Below are 19496 nucleotides of genomic sequence, written 5' to 3'. Positions count from 1 at the left end.
CACATGAGCTGGTTTGATAAAATATTCGGAGAAACAAAACAAGATACCGAAGCAATAAGAGCTGAACGATTATCAGAAACAGAAAATGATGTATATCGCAGACCGCGTGGTAAGTTCAGATTTCCGTTAAATGTCGATAATATTAAGACGAAAGATAGCGATATTGAACATTCTCATACAGATGCGCTTACTTACGATGAATCTATGCATGATGAACAAGTAGTGGAACAAACACATTACAGACGCCGTCCTTCATCGTTTGATGAGACGTACGTACCACGTCGTCAACGTCGCAGGATGCGTGAAGAAAGTGTACCTGTTCATCGTGAAAGTGTACGAAGTAAAACGCATGAAACAAGTACGCGTGTTGGCTATAAAGTTGAAACATCACCTTTAGGCAGACCAAAATCTGAAACGTCACAAAGCTCTTACGATGCACAAGTAGATAAAGCATATCGAGTGCATCAGCCGAAATTTAAAGCATCAGAAGTTCCTTCAGCAATATATGGCACAAAGAGCAGAAAAGATCCATCAAATTTAAAACAGAGACCACCAATAGTTGCTAAGAAAGTTACAAATGAACGACCTGAAACGCCGACTTATCGCAAATCGGATAATACAGTGAATATTGAAAACGTATATGCATCTCAAATTGTAGCGGAAATTCGTAAAGAACGTGAGAAAAAGCTACAACGTCAAAAAGCATTTCAGGAAGAGCGTGCAAAGATAACTGCACAACAAGAAGCAATAAAGTCATACATTCATCGTGATGAAGAACGTAATATTGAAGTAGATGATCATGTTGTAGAAAACAAAGTAAGTGATGATGTCGTAACATTATCAGATGATGTAATCGTATCAAATGAATCTCTTGATGGCGTAACAACATCTCCAATTAAAGTTGAAGTAAATGATGATGAAGATGTGTTTGAATTATCAGAAGGTGAAACGTATACATTTACTTCAAATGAAAACGAAGATGAAACGGAATATATGGACGAAAATATTGCGTTTGAAACAGCGTTGGATGAAGATACAGACGAAGTTCCAGAAGTGGCAGAAGATGTTCAGGATATCATTGATTTAGATGAAACGGATATTGTTGATGACGAATTTGAAGATGTTACTTTTGATGAAGTAGTATTTGACGATAATGATACACAAACAGACATAGACGAGGGTGCAGTTGAAGACGAAGATACAGTTGAAGACACTAAATCATTAGAACCCGTATTGATGCCTGAAATTAAAAAGGAAAAAGTGACACCGTTCAATGTTGTGATGACGCCAAGTGATAAAAAACGTTTAATGCAGCAACGACAAACGAGTGAATCTTCAGTAGAGCGTGTCATTGATGAACCACAAGAAAAAGCACACGTTATCGAACAGACAACTAAAGCTTCAACTGAACAGAAACAGCTTGATAAGGCGAAGCAAATTAAGCGTAAAGGACCGAAATATTTACTTCCACCTGTCAGCTTACTCGCACCTGCGGACAATATGGAGCGCGATGAATCATGGGTTGAAGAACATAAAGCGCAACTAGATGATGCGTTTTATCACTTTAATGTACCGGCTAAAGTTGAAAATGTTGTCGTAGGTCCTTCAGTAACACGTTTTGAACTGTCTGTTGAAAAAGGTGTTAAAGTCTCACGTATTACGAACTTACAGGATGATATCAAGATGGCACTCGCAGCGAAAGATGTTCGTATTGAAGCGCCGATTCCAGGTACATCACTCGTTGGAGTAGAAGTGCCTAACGTTGAAACACGTAACGTTAATTTAAGTGAAATCGTCTTCAGTAAAAAGATGAAGTTCTCAGATAGTAACTTATCGGTAGCGCTCGGTGCGCGAATTAATAACGAACCGATGATTATGGATTTAGCTAAGATGCCGCACGGATTAATTGCCGGTGCTACAGGTTCAGGGAAATCTGTATGTATTAACTCGATTTTAATTTCGCTTTTATATCGTAATAATCCTAACGAATTAAAGTTATTATTAATCGATCCTAAAATGGTGGAACTTGCACCATATAATGATTTACCGCACTTAATTGCGCCTGTTATAACAGATGTGAAAGCAGCAACTGAAAGTTTAAAATGGGTTGTAGGTGAAATGGAACGTAGATATCAGATCTTTGCTGATGTACATGTACGCAATATTACTGCATACAATCAGAAAGTAAGTTATCAGGATAGAATTCCGAAGATTGTCGTAGTTATTGATGAACTGGCTGATTTAATGATGATGGCACCACAAGATGTTGAACATTCAATTGCGCGTATTGCACAAAAAGCACGTGCAGCAGGCATACATTTAATATTAGCGACGCAACGACCATCTGTTAATGTCATAACAGGACTTATAAAAGCAAATGTGCCGACACGTATTGCATTTATGGTTTCTTCTTCAGTAGATTCCAGAACAATTCTTGATAGCGGCGGTGCTGAAAAGTTACTCGGCAATGGAGATATGCTGTATTTAGGTAATGGTATGAATAAACCGATACGAATTCAAGGTAGTTACATTTCTGACAGAGAGATTGACGAAGTTGTAAGCTACATAAAATCACAAGGTGAGCCGAATTATTTATTCCATGAGAAGACACTGTTAAAGAAATTATCAGAGCAACCTAAAGATGAGCTGTTCAATGAAATATGTGACTTTATGATTGAAGAAGGCCATATTTCGACTTCACAAATTCAAAGGCGTTTCCAAATAGGATATAATAGAGCAGCACGTATTATTGATCAATTGGAAGAACTCGGTTATGTGAGCGGTCAGAACGGCTCTAAACCGAGAGATGTATTAATTACAGAAAAACAAGAAGACTATTAGGAGATGACTTTATGACTTTATATCATTTCGTTGGTATTAAAGGCTCAGGAATGAGTGCATTAGCACAAATCTTATTCGATATGGGTGAGACAGTACAAGGATCGGATATCGAGAAAGAATTTTTCACGGAAAAAGCTTTAAGGGAAAAAGGCATTACGATTTTACCATTTAATAAAGATAATATTAAAGCAGGTATGACGATTATTGCCGGTAATGCCTTTAATGATGATCACGAAGAAATCGTTCGTGCGCATGAGCTAGGTCTGACAGTGACACGTTACCATGATTTCTTAGGTGACTTTATGAGTCACTATACGTCAGTTGCTGTTACAGGTTCTCACGGTAAGACATCTACGACTGGATTATTATCACATGTGATGAACGGAGACAAGAAAACTTCTTACTTAATCGGTGACGGTACAGGCATGGGTATGCCGGGCAGTGAGTACTTTGCGTTTGAAGCGTGTGAGTATCGCAGACATTTTTTAAGTTACTCACCGGACTATGCGATTATTACGAACATAGACTTTGATCATCCGGATTACTTTGCTTCAATGAGTGACGTATTCAATGCATTCCAGGAAATGACGAAGAAAGTAAAGAAAGCAATTGTCGCATGTGGTGATGATGAGAATTTACGTGATATTGAAACGGAAATTCCGATTTATTATTATGGTTTTGGTGACAATAATAAAGTAGTCGCTAAAAACATTGAGACATCTCCAAAAGGGACAAATTTTGATGTATATATTGATGGCAAATTCATCGATACATTTACAACGCCAATGTATGGGGATCATCAAGTATTAAATGCACTTGCTGTTGTAACGATTTGTACTTTAGAAGGTTTGGATAGAGATAGAGTAAAACATGCACTGAGCACATTCGGAGGCGTAAAGCGTCGCTTTAGCGAAAAGGTTCAGAACGAGCAAGTACTTATTGATGACTATGCACATCATCCGACTGAAATTAAAGCAACGCTTCAATCTGCACATTTAAAGTATCCTGAACGTAAAGTTGTTGCTGTATTCCAGCCACATACTTTCTCACGTACGAGCGCCTTTTTAGAAGATTTTGCAGAAAGTTTAAAACTGGCGGACAAAGTATACTTATGTGATATATTCGGATCAGCTCGCGAACAAAGCGGAGAACTTACGATCGGTGACCTGCAAATATTAATTCCGGGTGCAGAACTGATTAATGAATCTAACGTTAATCTATTAAAACAGCATTACGATGCCGTTATTATTTTCATGGGCGCAGGAGATATACAAAAAATTCAGGCATCTTATGAAAAATTGTAATAATTGTGATATGATGTTTAATGATAAATGTTTAGGGTAATTTACAGTATAACAAGTTAATCAATTAGGAGGCGTTTTTATGGAATGGATTTTACCGATTGCGGGATTAATCGCTGCGATTGCATTTTTAATTCTATGTGTGTTCATCGGCATTACATTAATGTCAGTTAAGAAAAACTTAGACCACGTAGCTAAAACTTTAGATGGTGTTGAAGGACAAATTCAGGGAATCACACGTGAATCTACTGACTTATTACACAAAACAAACCGTTTAGCTGAAGATGTTCAGGACAAATCTCAACGTTTAAACTCAGTTGTAGATGCAGTTAAAGGAATTGGTGACTCAGTACAGAACTTAAACAGCTCTGTTAACAATATCACTTCTTCAATTACACATAACATCTCACAAAACGAAGACAAAATTTCTCAAGTTGTTCAATGGTCAAACGTTGCAATGGAAGTAGCTGATAAATGGCAAATGAGAAAGCAGCGTCGTAATTCAGTAAACTTTAACGACGATATTTATCGCACACCACAAAACAACTTTAATGCAACACAAACTAAAGGTGATCATTTAGATCAGAATAAAATTAATGCAGGTTTAAAGTAAACCATTAAGGGAATGTACATTATGTACATTCTTTTTTTAGGAGGAATAACGATGGAAACTTACAATAGGGATTTACATACACATACAGTAAAAGAATACGAAATGAAAGTAGATACTTCAGCACGTGATTTTTCAATTGGTTTAGTAGCAGGGCTTGCAATCGGTTCATTTATCGGATTACTTGCAGCACCGAAGTCAGGTAAAGCATTACAGTCTGATATTAGTAGCAAGGTAGAGGCATTAAAGGAAAAGTCTGCACAAACGTATAACAACCAAATTAAAAATGCAGAAAGTTTTAAAGAGAAAGCAGCGCAATTTAAAAATGATATGTCTAAAGATAATAAATCAGATTTAGCGTTACAAAAAGATGCGATTAAATCAGAAGTAAACGATGATACATTAAAACAACCGGATGCAGTCGTTGATAAAGACTTAAAAAATAAGTCTGAAGCACTTGATGAAAAAGAAAAAACGATTGAAATCGCAAAAAATCTGTCACCTAAAAACAAATAATCACAATATCTTTTTATGATATGATAAAATAGTAGGCCTATAGTTTACTATTTTTTAATTTATAATAAAAGAGGTCTAATCATGAACGATTTAAATAGTTTAAGAGAACGTATAGAAACAATAAACATTGAAATATTAAATTTATTAAGTGAACGTGGCGAAATCGCAAAACAGATTGGTCATGAAAAACGTAAACAAGGCAGCGCAATTTATGATCCTGAGCGTGAGAAGGAAATGATTAATAAACTGCAGGATTTAAATGAAGGGCCATTTGATGATAATGTGATAAAGCAATTGTTCAAAGAGATTTTTAAAGCATCAACGGAACTTCAGAAGTCTGAAAGTGAGAAACATTTATTAGTATCAAGAAAGCTAAAACAAGAAGATACAATCGTTCAATTTGATAACGGTGGCATTATCGGAGTAGGTACGACTTCATTCGTATTTGGTCCTTGTTCTGTCGAATCAAAGGAACAAGTTGAAGCAGTTGCTAAAAACTTATACGAAAAAGGCGAAAAATTTATTCGCGGTGGTGCATTTAAACCGAGAACGTCACCATATGACTTCCAAGGTCTTGGGGAAGAAGGACTTAAAATATTACATGAAGCTGGTAAGCGATATAATTTAAATGTCGTGAGTGAAATCGTTAATCCGGCACACTTTGAACTTGCGGATCAATATGTGGATGTGTTCCAGATCGGAGCGCGTAATATGCAGAACTTCGAACTACTTAAAGAAGCAGGTCGTACAAACAAACCGGTACTCCTTAAGCGTGGACTCAGTGCAACAATTGAAGAGTTTATCTTTGCAGCGGAATATATTTACGCACAGGGCAACTCTAAAATCATTTTATGTGAACGCGGCATTAGAACGTACGAAAAAGCAACGCGTAATACGTTGGATATATCTGCAGTACCGATATTAAAACAAGGAACACATTTACCGGTTATGGTTGATGTGACACATTCAACTGGACGTAAAGATATTATGTTACCTGTAGCACGTGCCGCGCTTGCAGTAGGTGCAGACGGTGTTATGGCAGAAGTACACCCAAATCCATCTGTTGCATTAAGTGATGCAGGTCAGCAAATGAACTTTGAAGAGTTTGAAAGTTTCTATAAAGCGTTAAATGAGTTTAAAAGTAAATTTTAACAATAATTTTTTTGAGTAAAAAAATCATTTAGAATGAAAAGTCTGTGAAAACGTGTTAGAATAAGAAATAAAACGTTTTCAGGAGGTAAACATGACCGTAACAATATATGATGTAGCACGTGAAGCTAAAGTATCAATGGCAACAGTATCTCGTGTTGTAAATGGCAATCCAAATGTGAAACCAGCAACACGCGATCGTGTTAATGAAGTAATCGAACGATTAAACTATCGTCCAAATGCTGTTGCGCGTGGACTAGCAAGTAAGAAAACAACGACAGTGGGCGTAATTATACCGGATATTTCTAATATGTATTACTCCGAACTTGCGCGTGGTTTAGAAGATATCGCAAAAATGTACAAGTATCAGACAATCATTTCAAACTCTGATAACGATGCGGTAAAAGAGATAGAAATATTCAATAATTTATTATCAAAACAAGTAGATGGTATTATCTTTTTAGGTGGGACATTATCAGATAAAACTGCAGAAATGATTCAGAAATCGAGTGTACCTGTTGTGTTATCCGGAACATTGGATCAGGATGAAAGTTTACCGTCAGTAAATATTGATTATGTAAATGCAAGTAAAGAGATTACAAATAAGTTTATTGAAACGGGTATAAAACGCTTTGCATTTGTTGGAGGCGGCTATTCAGAAAAAGCACAAATTGATGTATTAACAGGCATGCAGACATTACTTTCTGAACATGGTATTACGTTACCTGAAGCTGCACAATATATCGGTACAGAGCAGTATTTAGATGGTGAAAAAGCTTATGCAGCGATTAAAGATACAAATCCTGAAGTTGTGTTATGTATTAGTGACGAGCAGGCGATTGGCATTGTTCATGCAGCGCAGGATGACGGAAAAGTGATACCGGATGACCTGCAAGTAATCAGCTTTAATAATACAAGATTAGTGAAGATGGTTCGTCCAAAATTATCAAGTGTAATGCAACCGCTTTATGATATTGGAGCAGTGGGCATGCGTCTACTTACGAAGTATATGAACGATGAACCGATAGAAGATCAGAAAGTTGTATTACCGTATAGAATTGAATATCGTGGTACGACGAAAAAATAAGAACCTGGTGATTTTGCCAGGTTCTTTTTTATTGGATGGAAACTTCTTTAAAGTGGCACGTAAATAAAAAACACGTGCCACCTTGAGCATGATACAGGTGTTAAAGTGACTAAAGTGGCACGTAAATAAAAAACACGTGCCACCTTGAGCATGATACAGGTGTTAAAGTGACTAAAGTGGCACGTAAATAAAAAACACGTGCCACCTTGAGCGTGATAGAGGTGTTAAAGTGATGAAAGTGGCACGTATATAAAAAACACGTGCCACCTTGAGCGTGATCGAGGTGCTAAAGTAATCAAAGTGGCACGTATATAAAAAACACGTGCCACCTTGACTCAACCTGAATCTTCTTAATAATGCTGAATAACTCGTGCGAGCATCATTTTATTTTTCTCTTCAATATCATGCCTTCTCGGTATTGTTTTATATTCTTCTAAATCTTCATTCCAGGTGTCGGGTATTTTAATATGTGCTTTACTTTGCCACATGTCAATCCAATCACGAGGTATAAAGCCTTCCAGATACGTATTGCCAAGCATCGCATTATATACTTGCGCCCATGCAAGCGGGGCAACTTGAAAGACGTTATATCCACCGCCACCTACAGCTATCCATTTTCCGTTCGTATACTCCTGTGCAAGTCGATGTACGATTTGTGGAATGTGCTGATATGTTTTATGTGTACATGAAAGATGTGTTAACGGATCAAGATAATGGGCATCAGCACCGTTTTGACTGAGTATAATATCCGGTTTAAAAAATTCACATGCGACACGTAAACTTTCTTCAAAACACGCAAGAAATGAATCATCTTCAGTGTATGCATCTATCGGGATGTTCATACTGTATAAGTAACCGTCGCCTTCACCTTTTTCGGTAATTGCGCCAGTTCCAGGGAATAAGTAACGACCAGTTTCATGAATAGAGTATGTCATCACTTCATTGTCATTATAAAATGAAAACTGTACACCATCACCGTGATGTGCATCAGTATCAATATAGAGCACGCGCTGATGATATTTTTGTTTCATGTATTCAATTGCGACTGCGGAGTCGTTATAGATACAAAATCCAGAAGCACGCCCTTTAAACCCATGGTGTAGCCCACCACCAAAATTGCATGCGGTATGATCAATTCCTTTCATGACGATATCACATGCAGTTAGCGTCGCACCAACAAGTGCGGCACTCATTTCATGCATATTCTGAAAGTTTGGCGTGTCATTAGAGTTGAGTCCGAACTTATCGCATTCCTCGTCGCTTAGCTCACCATATCCTGCACGTTTTACCGCTTCGATATATTCTGCCTGATGGATAAGCATTAATTCTTCGTCCGTTGCGATACGAGGTGATATGATATCTTCCTGATTTAATAGTTTCAGTTGCTCCAGTAACGTTTTCGTCAACAGTAAACGCATCTGGTTAAACGGGTGATCGTCACGAAATCTATATTGCAGAAGTTGTTCAGAATATACGAATTTCGTCATAGGCCGAGTTCAAAAGGATTTAATACTTTAAATCCTTTTTGCTCCAGATCATAAATGGCAATGTTCGGATTCATTGCGAGCATGCGTAACGTGACGATTTTTTTACCGGCCTGCTCTTTATCCCGGAATACGAGAATGCTCTCGATACTAATTTTATGTCGATGGAATACTTCTGTAACTTCATGCATAATACCAGCTTCATCAGGAATACTGATCTGAATTGTCGTACCAGGCCTCGTTACGCCTGTCAGTTCGATAAATGTGTTCAGCATATCTTTGCTCGTTACGATACCAATTACTTTATAATTTTGTACGACAGGAATACTCGCGATAGAAGAATCGTAGAAGTCGATTGCGATATCTTCTACAAAGTCCAGTGGGTGACATGTAATTACGTTTTGCTGCATAATATTAGAAATCGGTACGTCATAATCAATTTCAACGTCCTGTTTCAGCAATGAAGGCAGTACTTCTTTAATTTCTCTATCCGATATAATACCTAGTAAGTGTTGTGCGTCATCTACAATTGGTAAGTGACGAATTTTTTTATCATGCATAAGTTTAATCGCGTCTTCAATTGAATCGTTCACATGAAATGTAATACAAGGTGATGTCATAATACGTTCTACTAACATAATGTCCTCCTATAAGAAAAATCGATTTTGAAATCGGATATTATCAAAAGCCTGAATTTGATCATTAGTAATGCGGTTACCGATTCTAGCCATGAGACAGTTTGCGGGATGACTCGTAATCTCTGGGTCATCTGTTGAGAAGACTTCCATTCCACCTGCAGCCATCATTTTCTGCATAATCTTTTTATATTCGAATACATCCAGTCCACTATTTTTTAAATCCCAGTGCCAGTAATATTCAGTCGTAATGATAATGTAATCTTCCATCATATCGTCTAACATTGAGAGTTCAAGCATCGCTTTCCCGAGACCCATTGCGCGATAATCTACGCTAATTTCAATTGCCCCGAGTTCAAGTAAGTAAGGGAGTTGTCCATCGCTCCAGCGCTCTAGAGGATCAGGATAAAGGTAAGTTGTATAACCGATAATATTGTCCTTATCACGACATATAATGATACGTCCTTCTTCTAAATCAGCAATTTCCTGTATTGCAATAAACTGCTCTGAAGGCATTCTAAATGCAACAAGTCCTGAATCAAACGTATATTGTTTTAATGTTTTACTATCTACCGGGCCTTCAACAATAATATGTTTACCGTTAATATCGAGTGTGCGTTTATAATATGTTTTAATATGTTTCATAGCCACTCCTTAATTTAAATTATTTTTATTTTTTGAAAAATCAGTTAACTTTATTATATAATATAAAAGTAATATTGAAAACGATTACATAGGGGGATAAAAAATGAAAACAGAAATTTTTGAAGCAGTACAAGGCAATCATAATCTATCTAACTATGAAGAAGTTTATCAAAACTTTGACTGGAAAGCGGTTGAACGAAACTTCTCGTGGCACGATACAGGAAAAGTAAATATGGCTTATGAATGTATTGATAAACATGTCGATAATGGTAAAGGGGACAAAGTAGCTTTATATTATAAAGATGCTAATCGACAAGAATCATATACGTTTGAACAAATGAAACATAATTCCAATAAAGCAGCGAATGTACTCGTTCAGGAAGCGGGTGTCAAAAAAGGAGATCGTGTATTTATCTTTATGCCACGTTCACCTGAACTATACTTTGCACTACTTGGAACATTAAAAATCGGTGCGATTGTCGGACCATTATTTGAAGCATTTATGGAAAAAGCTGTACGCGACCGATTAGAAAATAGTGAAGCAAGTGTGATTATTACGACGAATAGTTTACTCGGGCGTATTCCGAAAGATGAATTACCGCATTTAAAACATATTGTTGTCGTAGATGATAATGTTGAAGAAGAATATATTGATTTCAATAAAAAGTTCACAGCAGCGTCTGATGAATTTGACATTGAGTGGTTAACGCTTGATGATGGGTTAATACTGCATTACACTTCAGGATCTACTGGACAGCCTAAAGGGGTGCTGCACGTTCAAAAAGCAATGATTCAGCATTACATTTCTGGTCATTATGTACTTGATTTAAAAGAAGATGATGTTTACTGGTGTACAGCTGACCCAGGATGGGTAACAGGGACAAGTTACGGCATATTTGCACCATGGTTGAATGGTGTAACGAATGTCATTGCTGGTGGCAGATTCTCTCCTGAAGGGTGGTATAGAACGATTCAGGAATTCAAAGTAACGGTATGGTACTCAGCTCCGACAGCATTCCGAATGCTCATGGGTGCGGGCGATGAAGTGATCAATAAGTTTGATTTATCAAGCTTACGCCACATTTTATCAGTAGGTGAACCTTTAAATCCTGAAGTTATCAAATGGGGACATAATGTGTTCAAACTGCGTATTCATGATACATGGTGGATGACTGAAACAGGAGCGCATATGATTGTTAACTTCCCTGCGATGGACATTAAATCAGGTTCAATGGGTAAACCATTACCAGGTGTACAAGCTGCAATTGTCGATAATGAAGGAAACGTACTACCGCCAAACCGCATGGGTAATTTAGCGATGAAAGCAGGATGGCCTTCAATGATGAAGGAAATCTGGAACAATGAAGCAAAGTATAAGTCATATTTCTTACCGGGTGACTGGTATATTTCAGGAGATTCTGCGTATGTGGATGAGGATGGCTATTTCTGGTTCCAGGGACGTGTAGACGATGTTATTATGACTGCAGGAGAGCGTGTCGGTCCATTTGAGGTTGAATCGAAGCTTGTTGAACATCCAGCAGTACAAGAAGCAGGGGTTATCGGAAAACCGGATCCGGTACGCGGTGAAATTATTAAAGCATTTATTGCACTACGTGAAGGGTACGAAGCGACAGATGAACTGAAAGAGGAAATTCGTGTGTTCGTAAAAGAAGGACTTGCAGCACATGCTGCACCTAGAGAAATTGAGTTTAAAGATAAGTTACCGAAGACGCGTTCGGGTAAGATTATGAGACGTGTACTTAAAGCATGGGAACTTGATTTACCAACAGGTGATTTAAGTACGATGGAAGATTAATACAATAAAAACTAAGTTAAATTTGAACCGGATGAGATTTATAAATCGTTATGATTTATTGTTCTTGTCCGTTTTCTTACTGAAATATAACATATGCGTGCTATATTATATTTTTTTCACAATTTTCATCAATTATAAGAGAAAATATTCGACATTATGTAAGCGTTATCTTATTATAGGTATGTAAAGACACTTTAAATGATTAGGAGAATGTGAAAATGACGAAATATTTATCAGATTTAGAAATTGCTAATCAAGCAACGATTAAGCCAATTGCAGAAATTGCGGATGCTGCAGGAATTCCTGCTGATGCAGTTGAACCTTATGGGCACTACAAAGCGAAAATCGATACGTCTAAAGTAACGACAGATAAACAAGGTAAAGTAGTCTTAGTTACTGCAATGAGCCCAACGCCGGCTGGAGAAGGTAAATCTACAGTAACTGTAGGTATTTCAGATGCATTTAAAGCGTTAGGTAAAAACGTAATGGTTGCATTACGTGAGCCAAGTTTAGGACCTGTATTCGGTATGAAAGGTGGAGCGACTGGTGGAGGTCGTGCACAAGTATTACCGATGGAAGAAATAAACCTTCACTTCAATGGTGATTTACACGCAATTACAACTGCGAACAATGCACTTGCTGCATTTATTGATAACCATATTTATCAAGGTAACCAATTAAATATCGACCCACGACGTATTGAATGGAAACGTGTTATTGATATGAACGACCGTGCATTACGTCAAGTCGTTGTTGGTTTAGGTGGACCGTTCAAAGGTGTACCTCGTGAAGATGGATTTGATATTACAGTTGCGAGTGAAATTATGGCTGTATTCTGTTTATCAAACAACATCGAAGATCTAAAGGAAAACTTAGGTAACATGACGATTGGTTACACTTATGACCGTAAACCAGTAACAGTTAAGGAATTAGGTGTAGAAGGTGCATTAGCATTAATCTTAAAGGATGCATTAAAACCGAACTTAGTACAGACAATTGAAGGAACACCAGCACTTATTCACGGTGGACCATTTGCGAATATTGCGCATGGCTGTAACTCAATTATTGCAACAAAAACTGCACGTAAACTAGCAGATATCGTTGTTACTGAATCAGGTTTTGGTTCTGATTTAGGTGCTGAGAAATTTATGGATATTAAAGCACGTAAAGCCGACATTCAACCGGATGCAATCGTAGTAGTAGCGACAATTCGTGCGCTTAAGATGCATGGTGGCGTAGCGAAGACTGAACTTAGTACTGAAAACGTAGAAGCATTAAAATCAGGTATCCAGAACTTAGAAAAGCATATTGAGAACTTACACCAATTCGGTGTAGAGCCAGTAATCGCTTTAAACAACTTCGTAACAGATACGGACGCTGAACGTGAATTCGTTATGAACTGGGCGAAAGAGCGCGGTGTTAAAATTGCTTTAACTGAAGTATGGGAGCATGGTGGAGAAGGTGGAAAAGATTTAGCGAACTTAGTATTAGAAGTGTTAGAAAAGCCACAAAACTTCAAGCCACTATATGATTTATCATTACCAGTTGAAGAAAAAATCCGTACAATCGTTCAGAAAATTTACGGTGCAGATGATGTAGTATTCGCTGATAAAGCACAAAAACAATTAAAAACAATCGCTGATAATGGATGGAATGAATATCCAGTTTGTATGGCAAAAACACAATACTCATTCTCGGATGATCCAAAGAAACTTGGTCGTCCATCAGGATTCAATATTACAATCCGTGAATTAATTCCTAAAACAGGTGCAGGATTTATCGTAGCATTAACTGGAGACATTATGACAATGCCTGGTCTACCGAAAGAGCCTGCAGCAATACGTATGGACGTTGATCAAGACGGAAATGCAGTTGGATTATTCTAATTAAATTAATAAAAAATCTTCCGGCACTAATGTGCCGGAAGATTTTTTAGTTTGGCTTTTTCTTCTTATCTTTCTTTGCTGCAGTTGGTGCTTTAGTGAATATTTTACTTCGTGTAGCAGAATCAATATTAATACCGAGTCGTGCAAGTACTCTCTGGTCATCAAGTGATTTGCTGCTCAAGTCAGATTTATTTGAAACTAAGCTTTCTTTCATAGATTCTCCGGATGCACAACCTGATGTACTCATCGTAAACTGACATATAGATTGCTTAGAAACTGATGAAGGTACTGAGAATTGTTCTCCGACACCCATTTGATTTTGGTCAACAGATGAGATTTGATTGACGATATCTCGCCATAATTTTAATTGATAATGGTTTTCTTCATCAAATGTTGTAGGAACATCATATCCCATCCATATTCCCATCGTAACTTTCGGGTTATATGCAACGAAAAGACTATCTTTCGCATCTTGAGTCGTACCTGTTTTACCTGCCCAATCCTGATTATATAGGAATGCACCTTTTAATATATACGCACTACCTGTATCTAAAACGCCGCGCAATATGTCCGTTGTCATATAAGCAGTAGCATCACTGTATATACGTTCAGGTTTCGCTTCATGTTGATAAAGCACTTTGCCATCTTTCGTTTTAATACGCTCTATCATATAGCTTTCCTGGTAGTTCCCATTATTTGCTAATGTTGAGAATCCATCAACATTATTTTTTAACGTAATATCTGTTGCTCCTAAAGCTAATGATAAGTTTTCCTGTTCGTTTGAAGGGATATTAAAGTTCATTTTATTCAGTAATTCCCAAGGCTTTTTATCTTGTATGCCAGAATATAAACGAAGTGTACTTAAGTTTAATGAGTTCTCCAATGCATATCGAGTTGTAACATTACCGTATTCCATGCGCGCATAGTTTTCAGGTGAATACCCATTATAATCAAACCTTTTATCAAGGAGCATCGTTTCTGGCGTTGTCATTCCATACTCCATTGCAGGTGCATATGTTAATAATGGCTTGATTGTTGAACCTGGTGAACGTTTCGTTTTCATTGCATGGTTGTTCTGTGATTTTTCATGATCACGACCACCGACGAATGCAATGATTTTACCAGTTTTATTTTCCTTTAAGAGCACGCCGACTTCCTGCTGTAATGTTTCCATTTTACCGTTAACATTAACTTGTCTGTCATATGAATAATAGTTTGGATTATCTTTAACTGCATTCATCGCATCGAATATTGGTTTATTAATCGTAGTTTCAACGATATAACCATCATTGCGTACAGCACGTTCAGCGATGCCTTTATACTTTTCCTGAAGGACTGGTGTGTCGTCTAACTCTGACTTTGAAATATTATCTTTAGATGCAAAGTGATACTTCAGAATGTTAACAGCTTCATCTTCAACTTCCTGAACTAAGAACGGATAATTTTCATTCGGTGTTTCCACATCTTTCGCGAATGATTTTGTTAAATTAAAAGCTTTTGCTTTTTCATATTCAGCTTTAGAAATTTTGTTTTCCTGATACATACGTGACAGTACATATTTTTGTCGCGTAAAACCATATGATAAATCGTCTTTGGATTTTAAACTGCCATCCTGTAGAAATGGCGTATACGTATATGGATTTTGGGGAAGTCCAGCAATAAAAGCAGCTTGAGCGATATTTAAATCTTTCGCTTTTATACCGAATATCCCTTGTGCAGCAGCTTCGATACCAGCGATATTCTGACCGTTCGTATTACGCCCGAAACTTACAACATTTAAATAAGCTTCTATAATTTCATCTTTCGTTAAAGATTTCTCAACTTTAAATGAAAGCATCATTTCTTTCGCTTTTCTCTGGAATGATGTTTCGTTCGTTAATAGCTGGTTTTTGATTAATTGCTGTGTTAATGTACTCCCACCGCTTGAAGGTCCTAAATTTAAAAATTCCTGTGCTGTCGCACGTAAAAACGCTTTCGGTACGATACCTTTATGGTTATAGAAATTTTCATCTTCAGTCGCAATTAATGCATCGATGACATGTGGACTCATGTCCTTTAATTTGATTACATCACGTTGTGTATCTGCATTTAAATTACCGAGCGTTTCTCCTGTTCCGAAATAAACAGTAGTACTTTGTGTCATTTCATACAACGATTTTTTAAGTTCACTATTGGATTTGACAGGTTCGTCCTTGACGAGTGCAAGGAAATACCCGCTACCAATTCCTAATATGAGCGTAGCGACTAAAATGCATGCAGTAATAATAAAAAGAGTAGTTTTAGTGATTGTTTCATACAAACCGTTAAAGATGACGTATGGCGTATATTTAATACTTTTAAAGCCATCTTTATAACGCTTTAATAAATGGTTTAATTTATCTTTATATGATGTTTTATCTGCCATTATTATTCCTCCTGAATATTTTTTTAGTATATCATAATTTCAGGCGCTTGACTTCATTCATCCAATTTTATACACTAGTATCATAATCGAAATGTAACTAAATAGAAAGACTTTTCAGGAAAAGTAGTGATTGAACGTGAATTTAGAGACTTAGTGGTTGGTGCAAACTAAGCATGTTGATTCGTGAATACACCTGACAATACCGAAGTCTGCGTTGTAATGAGCGTATTCATTACAAAGTGATGAGTAATCATAAGTTTGGTGGTACCGTGCATTCAAGCACCCTTACATTTTTTGTGAGGGTGCTTTTTTATTTGTAAATTAAAAGAGGAGGAATAAATTATGACAAGTGCATTATTAGAAGATTTAAGATGGAGAGGTTTAATTTATCAGGAAACACATCCAGAAGAAATGGAAGCATTATTGAACAAGGAATCTGTAAGTGTATACTGTGGTACAGATCCGACAGCTGACAGTTTACATATCGGTCATTTACTACCGTTTATGACATTGAAAAGATTCCAGGCACACGGACACCGTCCAGTCGTATTAATTGGAGGTGCAACAGGTATGATTGGAGACCCTTCTGGTCGTACTGATGAACGTACATTACAAACATTAGAACAAGTACAGCACAACGTTGATGGCATAAGTCAACAAATGGAGCAATTATTTGACTTTGGTACAGAAAATGGCGCAATTCGTGTTGATAATAAAGACTGGCTCGGAGAAATTGATTTATTAACATTCTTAAGAGATTATGGTAAACACGTAGGTGTAAATTACTTATTAAGTAAAGATAGTATCGCTTCACGACTTGAAACTGGAATTTCATTTACTGAATTTACGTACACAATTTTACAGGCAATTGATTTTGGTCACTTAAACAAAACGTTAAATGTAAAACTTCAGATTGGTGGAAGTGATCAATGGGGAAATATTACGAGTGGTATGGAACTTATGCGTCGTATGTACGGTGAAGTTGAAGCATACGGTATGACAGTACCATTAGTCGTTAAATCAGACGGTAAGAAATTTGGTAAATCTGAAGGTGGTGCAATCTGGTTAGATCGTACGAAAACAACTCCGTACGAGTTCTACCAATTCTGGATTAATACGCCGGACAGTGACGTTATTAAATTTATTAAATACTTTACATTTATAGAGCGCGAGGAAGTAGAACAACTTGAACAGTCTGTAGAGAATGAACCGCATTTACGACTTGCACAGAAGAGACTTGCTGAAGAAGTGACGAAGTATGTACATGATGAAGCTGCATTAGAAGAAGCGATTAATATTACAAACGCATTATTTAAAGGTGATTTAAAAGCTTTAACAGCAGAACAGTTACGCACGAGTTTTAAAGACGTGCCACAAGCGAAAGTAACAGAGTCGAACTTAGTAGAACTATTAATTGAAGCTGGAATTTCACCTAGTAAGCGTCAAGCACGAGAAGATATTACGAATGGCGCAATTTCTATAAATGGTGAAAAAGTTCAGGATACAAATTATGAAATTACGGCGTCAGATAAAATAGATGATGAGTTTATGATTGTTCGCCGTGGTAAGAAAAAGTATTTCATGATTACGTTCTAGTACACGTTTAATGGTAAATCGCTTAGGGTATAGAATTGTAATTTAATGAAAAGGAGTAATTCAATGAAAAAATTATTAGTACCGATTATCGGGTTAGTCATTTTATTGATGATTGTTGGGAGCATGCTCATTGGTCCTTATAACAAATTAGTCGATTTAGATGCTGATGTTGATAAGTATCAGGCAAATATTGATACACAGTTACAACGTCGTATCGATTTAATTCCAAACTTAGTAGAAACAGTTAAAGGTTATGCTAAGCACGAGGAGAAAGTGTTCAAAGATGTTTCTGATGCACGTGCAAAGTTAGCAGGTGCAGGTACGATGGAAGAAAAAGCAGAAGCGAACGCGCAAGTGAATTCTGCTTTAGGACGTTTAATTGCAATTCAGGAAAACTATCCTGAATTAAAAGCAGATAGCCAGTTTACAGGTTTACGTGATGAACTTGCAGGTACGGAAAATCGTATTGCAGTAGCACGTAATGACTATAATGCAATCGTTACTGAATATAATAAAGTTGTGAAACGATTCCCTGGAAGTATTGTAGCTGGATTATTTGGTTTTGAGAAGAAGGAATTCTTTAAAGCGGAAAGTGCTGCAAAAGATGCACCGAAGATAGATTTTAATTCTGATAAGGATAGTGAATAATGAAGCGATTCGCGATATTATTCGTGAGTGTATTAATATTCTTCATCGCACTTCCGGTTAGTGCAGCTGAACCATTGCCGAAACTTGAGCAGCCGAGATTTGTTCAGGATCATATCGGGATTTTCAGTGAAAGTGAGAAGCAGTCATTAAATCAGAAGGGTGAAACACTTCATAGTGGAACGACTGCTGAAATTTTACTGATGACGATGCCAAGTATCGGGCAGGAAGTGAAAAGTGATTATGCACTACGCGCAGGTCGTGAATATGGTGTAGGTAATAAAGAGAAGAATAACGGAATCGTTATATTACTCAATTTAGATAACAATAACGAGCATAATAATCGTGGGATTGAAGTGATGGTAGGTCCTGGATTGCAAGGTGTACTGAATGATGCTAAAGTTGGTCGTTTAATAGATACATATGCTATGCCGGATATCCAAAAAGCAATGCAGTCAGATCCGAATGCTGGTAATAGAACTTCAAAACAATATTATGCACAGGCGATGTCGAAGCTATATGACGCCATCTTTACTGAAATTAGTAAAAGTTATGGCTTTGATGGTGAGAAATATACACGTGATACACCAATTGAAACAGAGGATGACAGTTATGAGAATATAAGTGTATTTGAAATTATTATTGCACTGTTCTTTTTAATATTAATCTTCTCTATGTTTTCAAATGGTGGACGCGGCGGTGGTGGAGGCGGTGGACGTGCTTCAGGTCCGATTGTCTTCTTCCCGACAGGCGGCGGATTCTCGTCAGGTGGTTTTTCTGACGGTGGATTCAGCGGTGGTAGTTTTGGTGGTGGCGGCTTTGATGGCGGCGGTGCCGGAAGAAGCTTCTAAATTAACATCAACAAAAAAAGAAACTGATAC

The 19496-nt window shown here is 37.2% G+C and carries 15 protein-coding genes; 11 read left to right on the top strand and 4 right to left on the bottom strand.

The features are described 5' to 3' along the window. The first annotated feature begins 3 nt into the window (after nt 1-3). The 6 genes from LAU42_RS07890 (at nt 4) to ccpA (ending at nt 7504) form a co-directional block, all read left to right on the top strand. Nucleotides 4-2841 (top strand): DNA translocase FtsK, encoded by a 2838-nt coding sequence (locus LAU42_RS07890; RefSeq protein WP_224183073.1) that lies wholly within the window; start codon nt 4-6, stop codon nt 2839-2841. Between the two features lie 11 nt (nt 2842-2852). After that, nucleotides 2853-4145, top strand: a complete 1293-nt coding sequence (gene murC / locus LAU42_RS07885; RefSeq protein ID WP_224183072.1) for a UDP-N-acetylmuramate--L-alanine ligase — start codon at nt 2853-2855, stop codon at nt 4143-4145. A 79-nt stretch (nt 4146-4224) separates the two neighbouring features. After that, a complete protein-coding gene (locus tag LAU42_RS07880) occupies nt 4225-4755 on the top strand; it encodes a DUF948 domain-containing protein (RefSeq protein ID WP_224183071.1) in 531 nt (176 codons plus the stop codon). Between the two features lie 51 nt (nt 4756-4806). Further along, a complete protein-coding gene (locus tag LAU42_RS07875) occupies nt 4807-5268 on the top strand; it encodes a YtxH domain-containing protein (protein WP_224183070.1) in 462 nt (153 codons plus the stop codon). 78 nt (nt 5269-5346) lie between these two features. Then, complete coding sequence (locus LAU42_RS07870; protein ID WP_420908216.1) at nt 5347-6420, top strand: bifunctional 3-deoxy-7-phosphoheptulonate synthase/chorismate mutase; 1074 nt, start codon at nt 5347-5349, stop codon at nt 6418-6420. A gap of 91 nt (nt 6421-6511) precedes the next feature. Continuing rightward, nucleotides 6512-7504, top strand: coding sequence for a catabolite control protein A (gene ccpA / locus LAU42_RS07865; protein WP_224183068.1), 993 nt, complete (start codon nt 6512-6514; stop codon nt 7502-7504). Between the two features lie 350 nt (nt 7505-7854). On the opposite strand, the gene LAU42_RS07860 is transcribed toward ccpA, so the two are convergent. The 3 genes from LAU42_RS07860 to LAU42_RS07850 are packed head-to-tail and all read right to left on the bottom strand — an operon-like array spanning nt 7855 to nt 10268. Next, the gene (locus LAU42_RS07860) at nt 7855-8991 is read right to left on the bottom strand and encodes an acetoin utilization protein AcuC (RefSeq protein ID WP_224183067.1); all 1137 of its coding nucleotides are present in this window, start codon (nt 8989-8991) and stop codon (nt 7855-7857) included. Beyond that, nucleotides 8988-9626: a CBS and ACT domain-containing protein gene (locus LAU42_RS07855; RefSeq protein ID WP_224183066.1), complete on the bottom strand. Its 639-nt coding sequence runs from the start codon at nt 9624-9626 to the stop codon at nt 8988-8990. Before LAU42_RS07855 ends, LAU42_RS07860 begins: the two co-directional genes overlap by 4 nt. A 9-nt stretch (nt 9627-9635) precedes the next feature. Continuing rightward, on the bottom strand, nt 9636-10268 hold the full coding sequence (locus LAU42_RS07850; protein WP_224183065.1) for a GNAT family protein: 633 nt from the start codon (nt 10266-10268) through the stop codon (nt 9636-9638). Nucleotides 10269-10371: 103 nt separating this feature from the next. Between LAU42_RS07850 and acsA the strand changes: the two genes are divergently transcribed. Continuing rightward, complete coding sequence (gene acsA / locus LAU42_RS07845) at nt 10372-12084, top strand: acetate--CoA ligase (RefSeq protein WP_224183064.1); 1713 nt, start codon at nt 10372-10374, stop codon at nt 12082-12084. Between the two features lie 218 nt (nt 12085-12302). Then, on the top strand, nt 12303-13970 hold the full coding sequence (locus LAU42_RS07840) for a formate--tetrahydrofolate ligase (RefSeq protein WP_224183063.1): 1668 nt from the start codon (nt 12303-12305) through the stop codon (nt 13968-13970). 46 nt (nt 13971-14016) lie between these two features. Here the strand turns inward: LAU42_RS07840 and LAU42_RS07835 are convergent, their stop codons facing one another. After that, nucleotides 14017-16374, bottom strand: a complete 2358-nt coding sequence (locus LAU42_RS07835; protein WP_224183062.1) for a transglycosylase domain-containing protein — start codon at nt 16372-16374, stop codon at nt 14017-14019. A gap of 342 nt (nt 16375-16716) precedes the next feature. On the opposite strand from LAU42_RS07835, the gene tyrS reads away from it, so the two are divergent. The 3 genes from tyrS to LAU42_RS07820 all read left to right on the top strand — a co-directional run bounded on the left by tyrS (nt 16717) and on the right by LAU42_RS07820 (nt 19466). Then, complete coding sequence (gene tyrS / locus LAU42_RS07830; RefSeq protein ID WP_224183061.1) at nt 16717-17970, top strand: tyrosine--tRNA ligase; 1254 nt, start codon at nt 16717-16719, stop codon at nt 17968-17970. Between the two features lie 63 nt (nt 17971-18033). Further along, nucleotides 18034-18618: a LemA family protein gene (locus LAU42_RS07825; RefSeq protein WP_224183060.1), complete on the top strand. Its 585-nt coding sequence runs from the start codon at nt 18034-18036 to the stop codon at nt 18616-18618. Further along, nucleotides 18618-19466, top strand: coding sequence for a TPM domain-containing protein (locus LAU42_RS07820; protein WP_224183059.1), 849 nt, complete (start codon nt 18618-18620; stop codon nt 19464-19466). The genes LAU42_RS07825 and LAU42_RS07820 overlap by 1 nt, the downstream gene beginning before the upstream one ends. The last annotated feature ends 30 nt before the right edge of the window (nt 19467-19496 follow it).

The organism is Macrococcus armenti (assembly GCF_020097135.1).
GTDB lineage: Bacteria > Bacillota > Bacilli > Staphylococcales > Staphylococcaceae > Macrococcoides > Macrococcoides armenti.
Note: the sequence above shows the minus strand (reverse complement) of the source record. Positions and strands in the feature narration are given on the sequence as shown.

Excerpts from the sequence above, each read along its gene's own strand:
- LAU42_RS07890 (WP_224183073.1), top strand. The coding sequence starts at position 4 with ATGAGCTGGTTTGATAAAATATTCGGAGAAACAAAACAAGATACCGAA.
- murC (WP_224183072.1), top strand. The coding sequence starts at position 2,853 with ATGACTTTATATCATTTCGTTGGTATTAAAGGCTCAGGAATGAGTGCA.
- LAU42_RS07880 (WP_224183071.1), top strand. The coding sequence starts at position 4,225 with ATGGAATGGATTTTACCGATTGCGGGATTAATCGCTGCGATTGCATTT.
- LAU42_RS07875 (WP_224183070.1), top strand. The coding sequence starts at position 4,807 with ATGGAAACTTACAATAGGGATTTACATACACATACAGTAAAAGAATAC.
- ccpA (WP_224183068.1), top strand. The coding sequence starts at position 6,512 with ATGACCGTAACAATATATGATGTAGCACGTGAAGCTAAAGTATCAATG.
- LAU42_RS07860 (WP_224183067.1), bottom strand. The coding sequence starts at position 8,991 with ATGACGAAATTCGTATATTCTGAACAACTTCTGCAATATAGATTTCGT.
- LAU42_RS07855 (WP_224183066.1), bottom strand. The coding sequence starts at position 9,626 with ATGTTAGTAGAACGTATTATGACATCACCTTGTATTACATTTCATGTG.
- LAU42_RS07850 (WP_224183065.1), bottom strand. The coding sequence starts at position 10,268 with ATGAAACATATTAAAACATATTATAAACGCACACTCGATATTAACGGT.
- acsA (WP_224183064.1), top strand. The coding sequence starts at position 10,372 with ATGAAAACAGAAATTTTTGAAGCAGTACAAGGCAATCATAATCTATCT.
- LAU42_RS07840 (WP_224183063.1), top strand. The coding sequence starts at position 12,303 with ATGACGAAATATTTATCAGATTTAGAAATTGCTAATCAAGCAACGATT.
- LAU42_RS07835 (WP_224183062.1), bottom strand. The coding sequence starts at position 16,374 with ATGGCAGATAAAACATCATATAAAGATAAATTAAACCATTTATTAAAG.
- tyrS (WP_224183061.1), top strand. The coding sequence starts at position 16,717 with ATGACAAGTGCATTATTAGAAGATTTAAGATGGAGAGGTTTAATTTAT.
- LAU42_RS07825 (WP_224183060.1), top strand. The coding sequence starts at position 18,034 with ATGAAAAAATTATTAGTACCGATTATCGGGTTAGTCATTTTATTGATG.
- LAU42_RS07820 (WP_224183059.1), top strand. The coding sequence starts at position 18,618 with ATGAAGCGATTCGCGATATTATTCGTGAGTGTATTAATATTCTTCATC.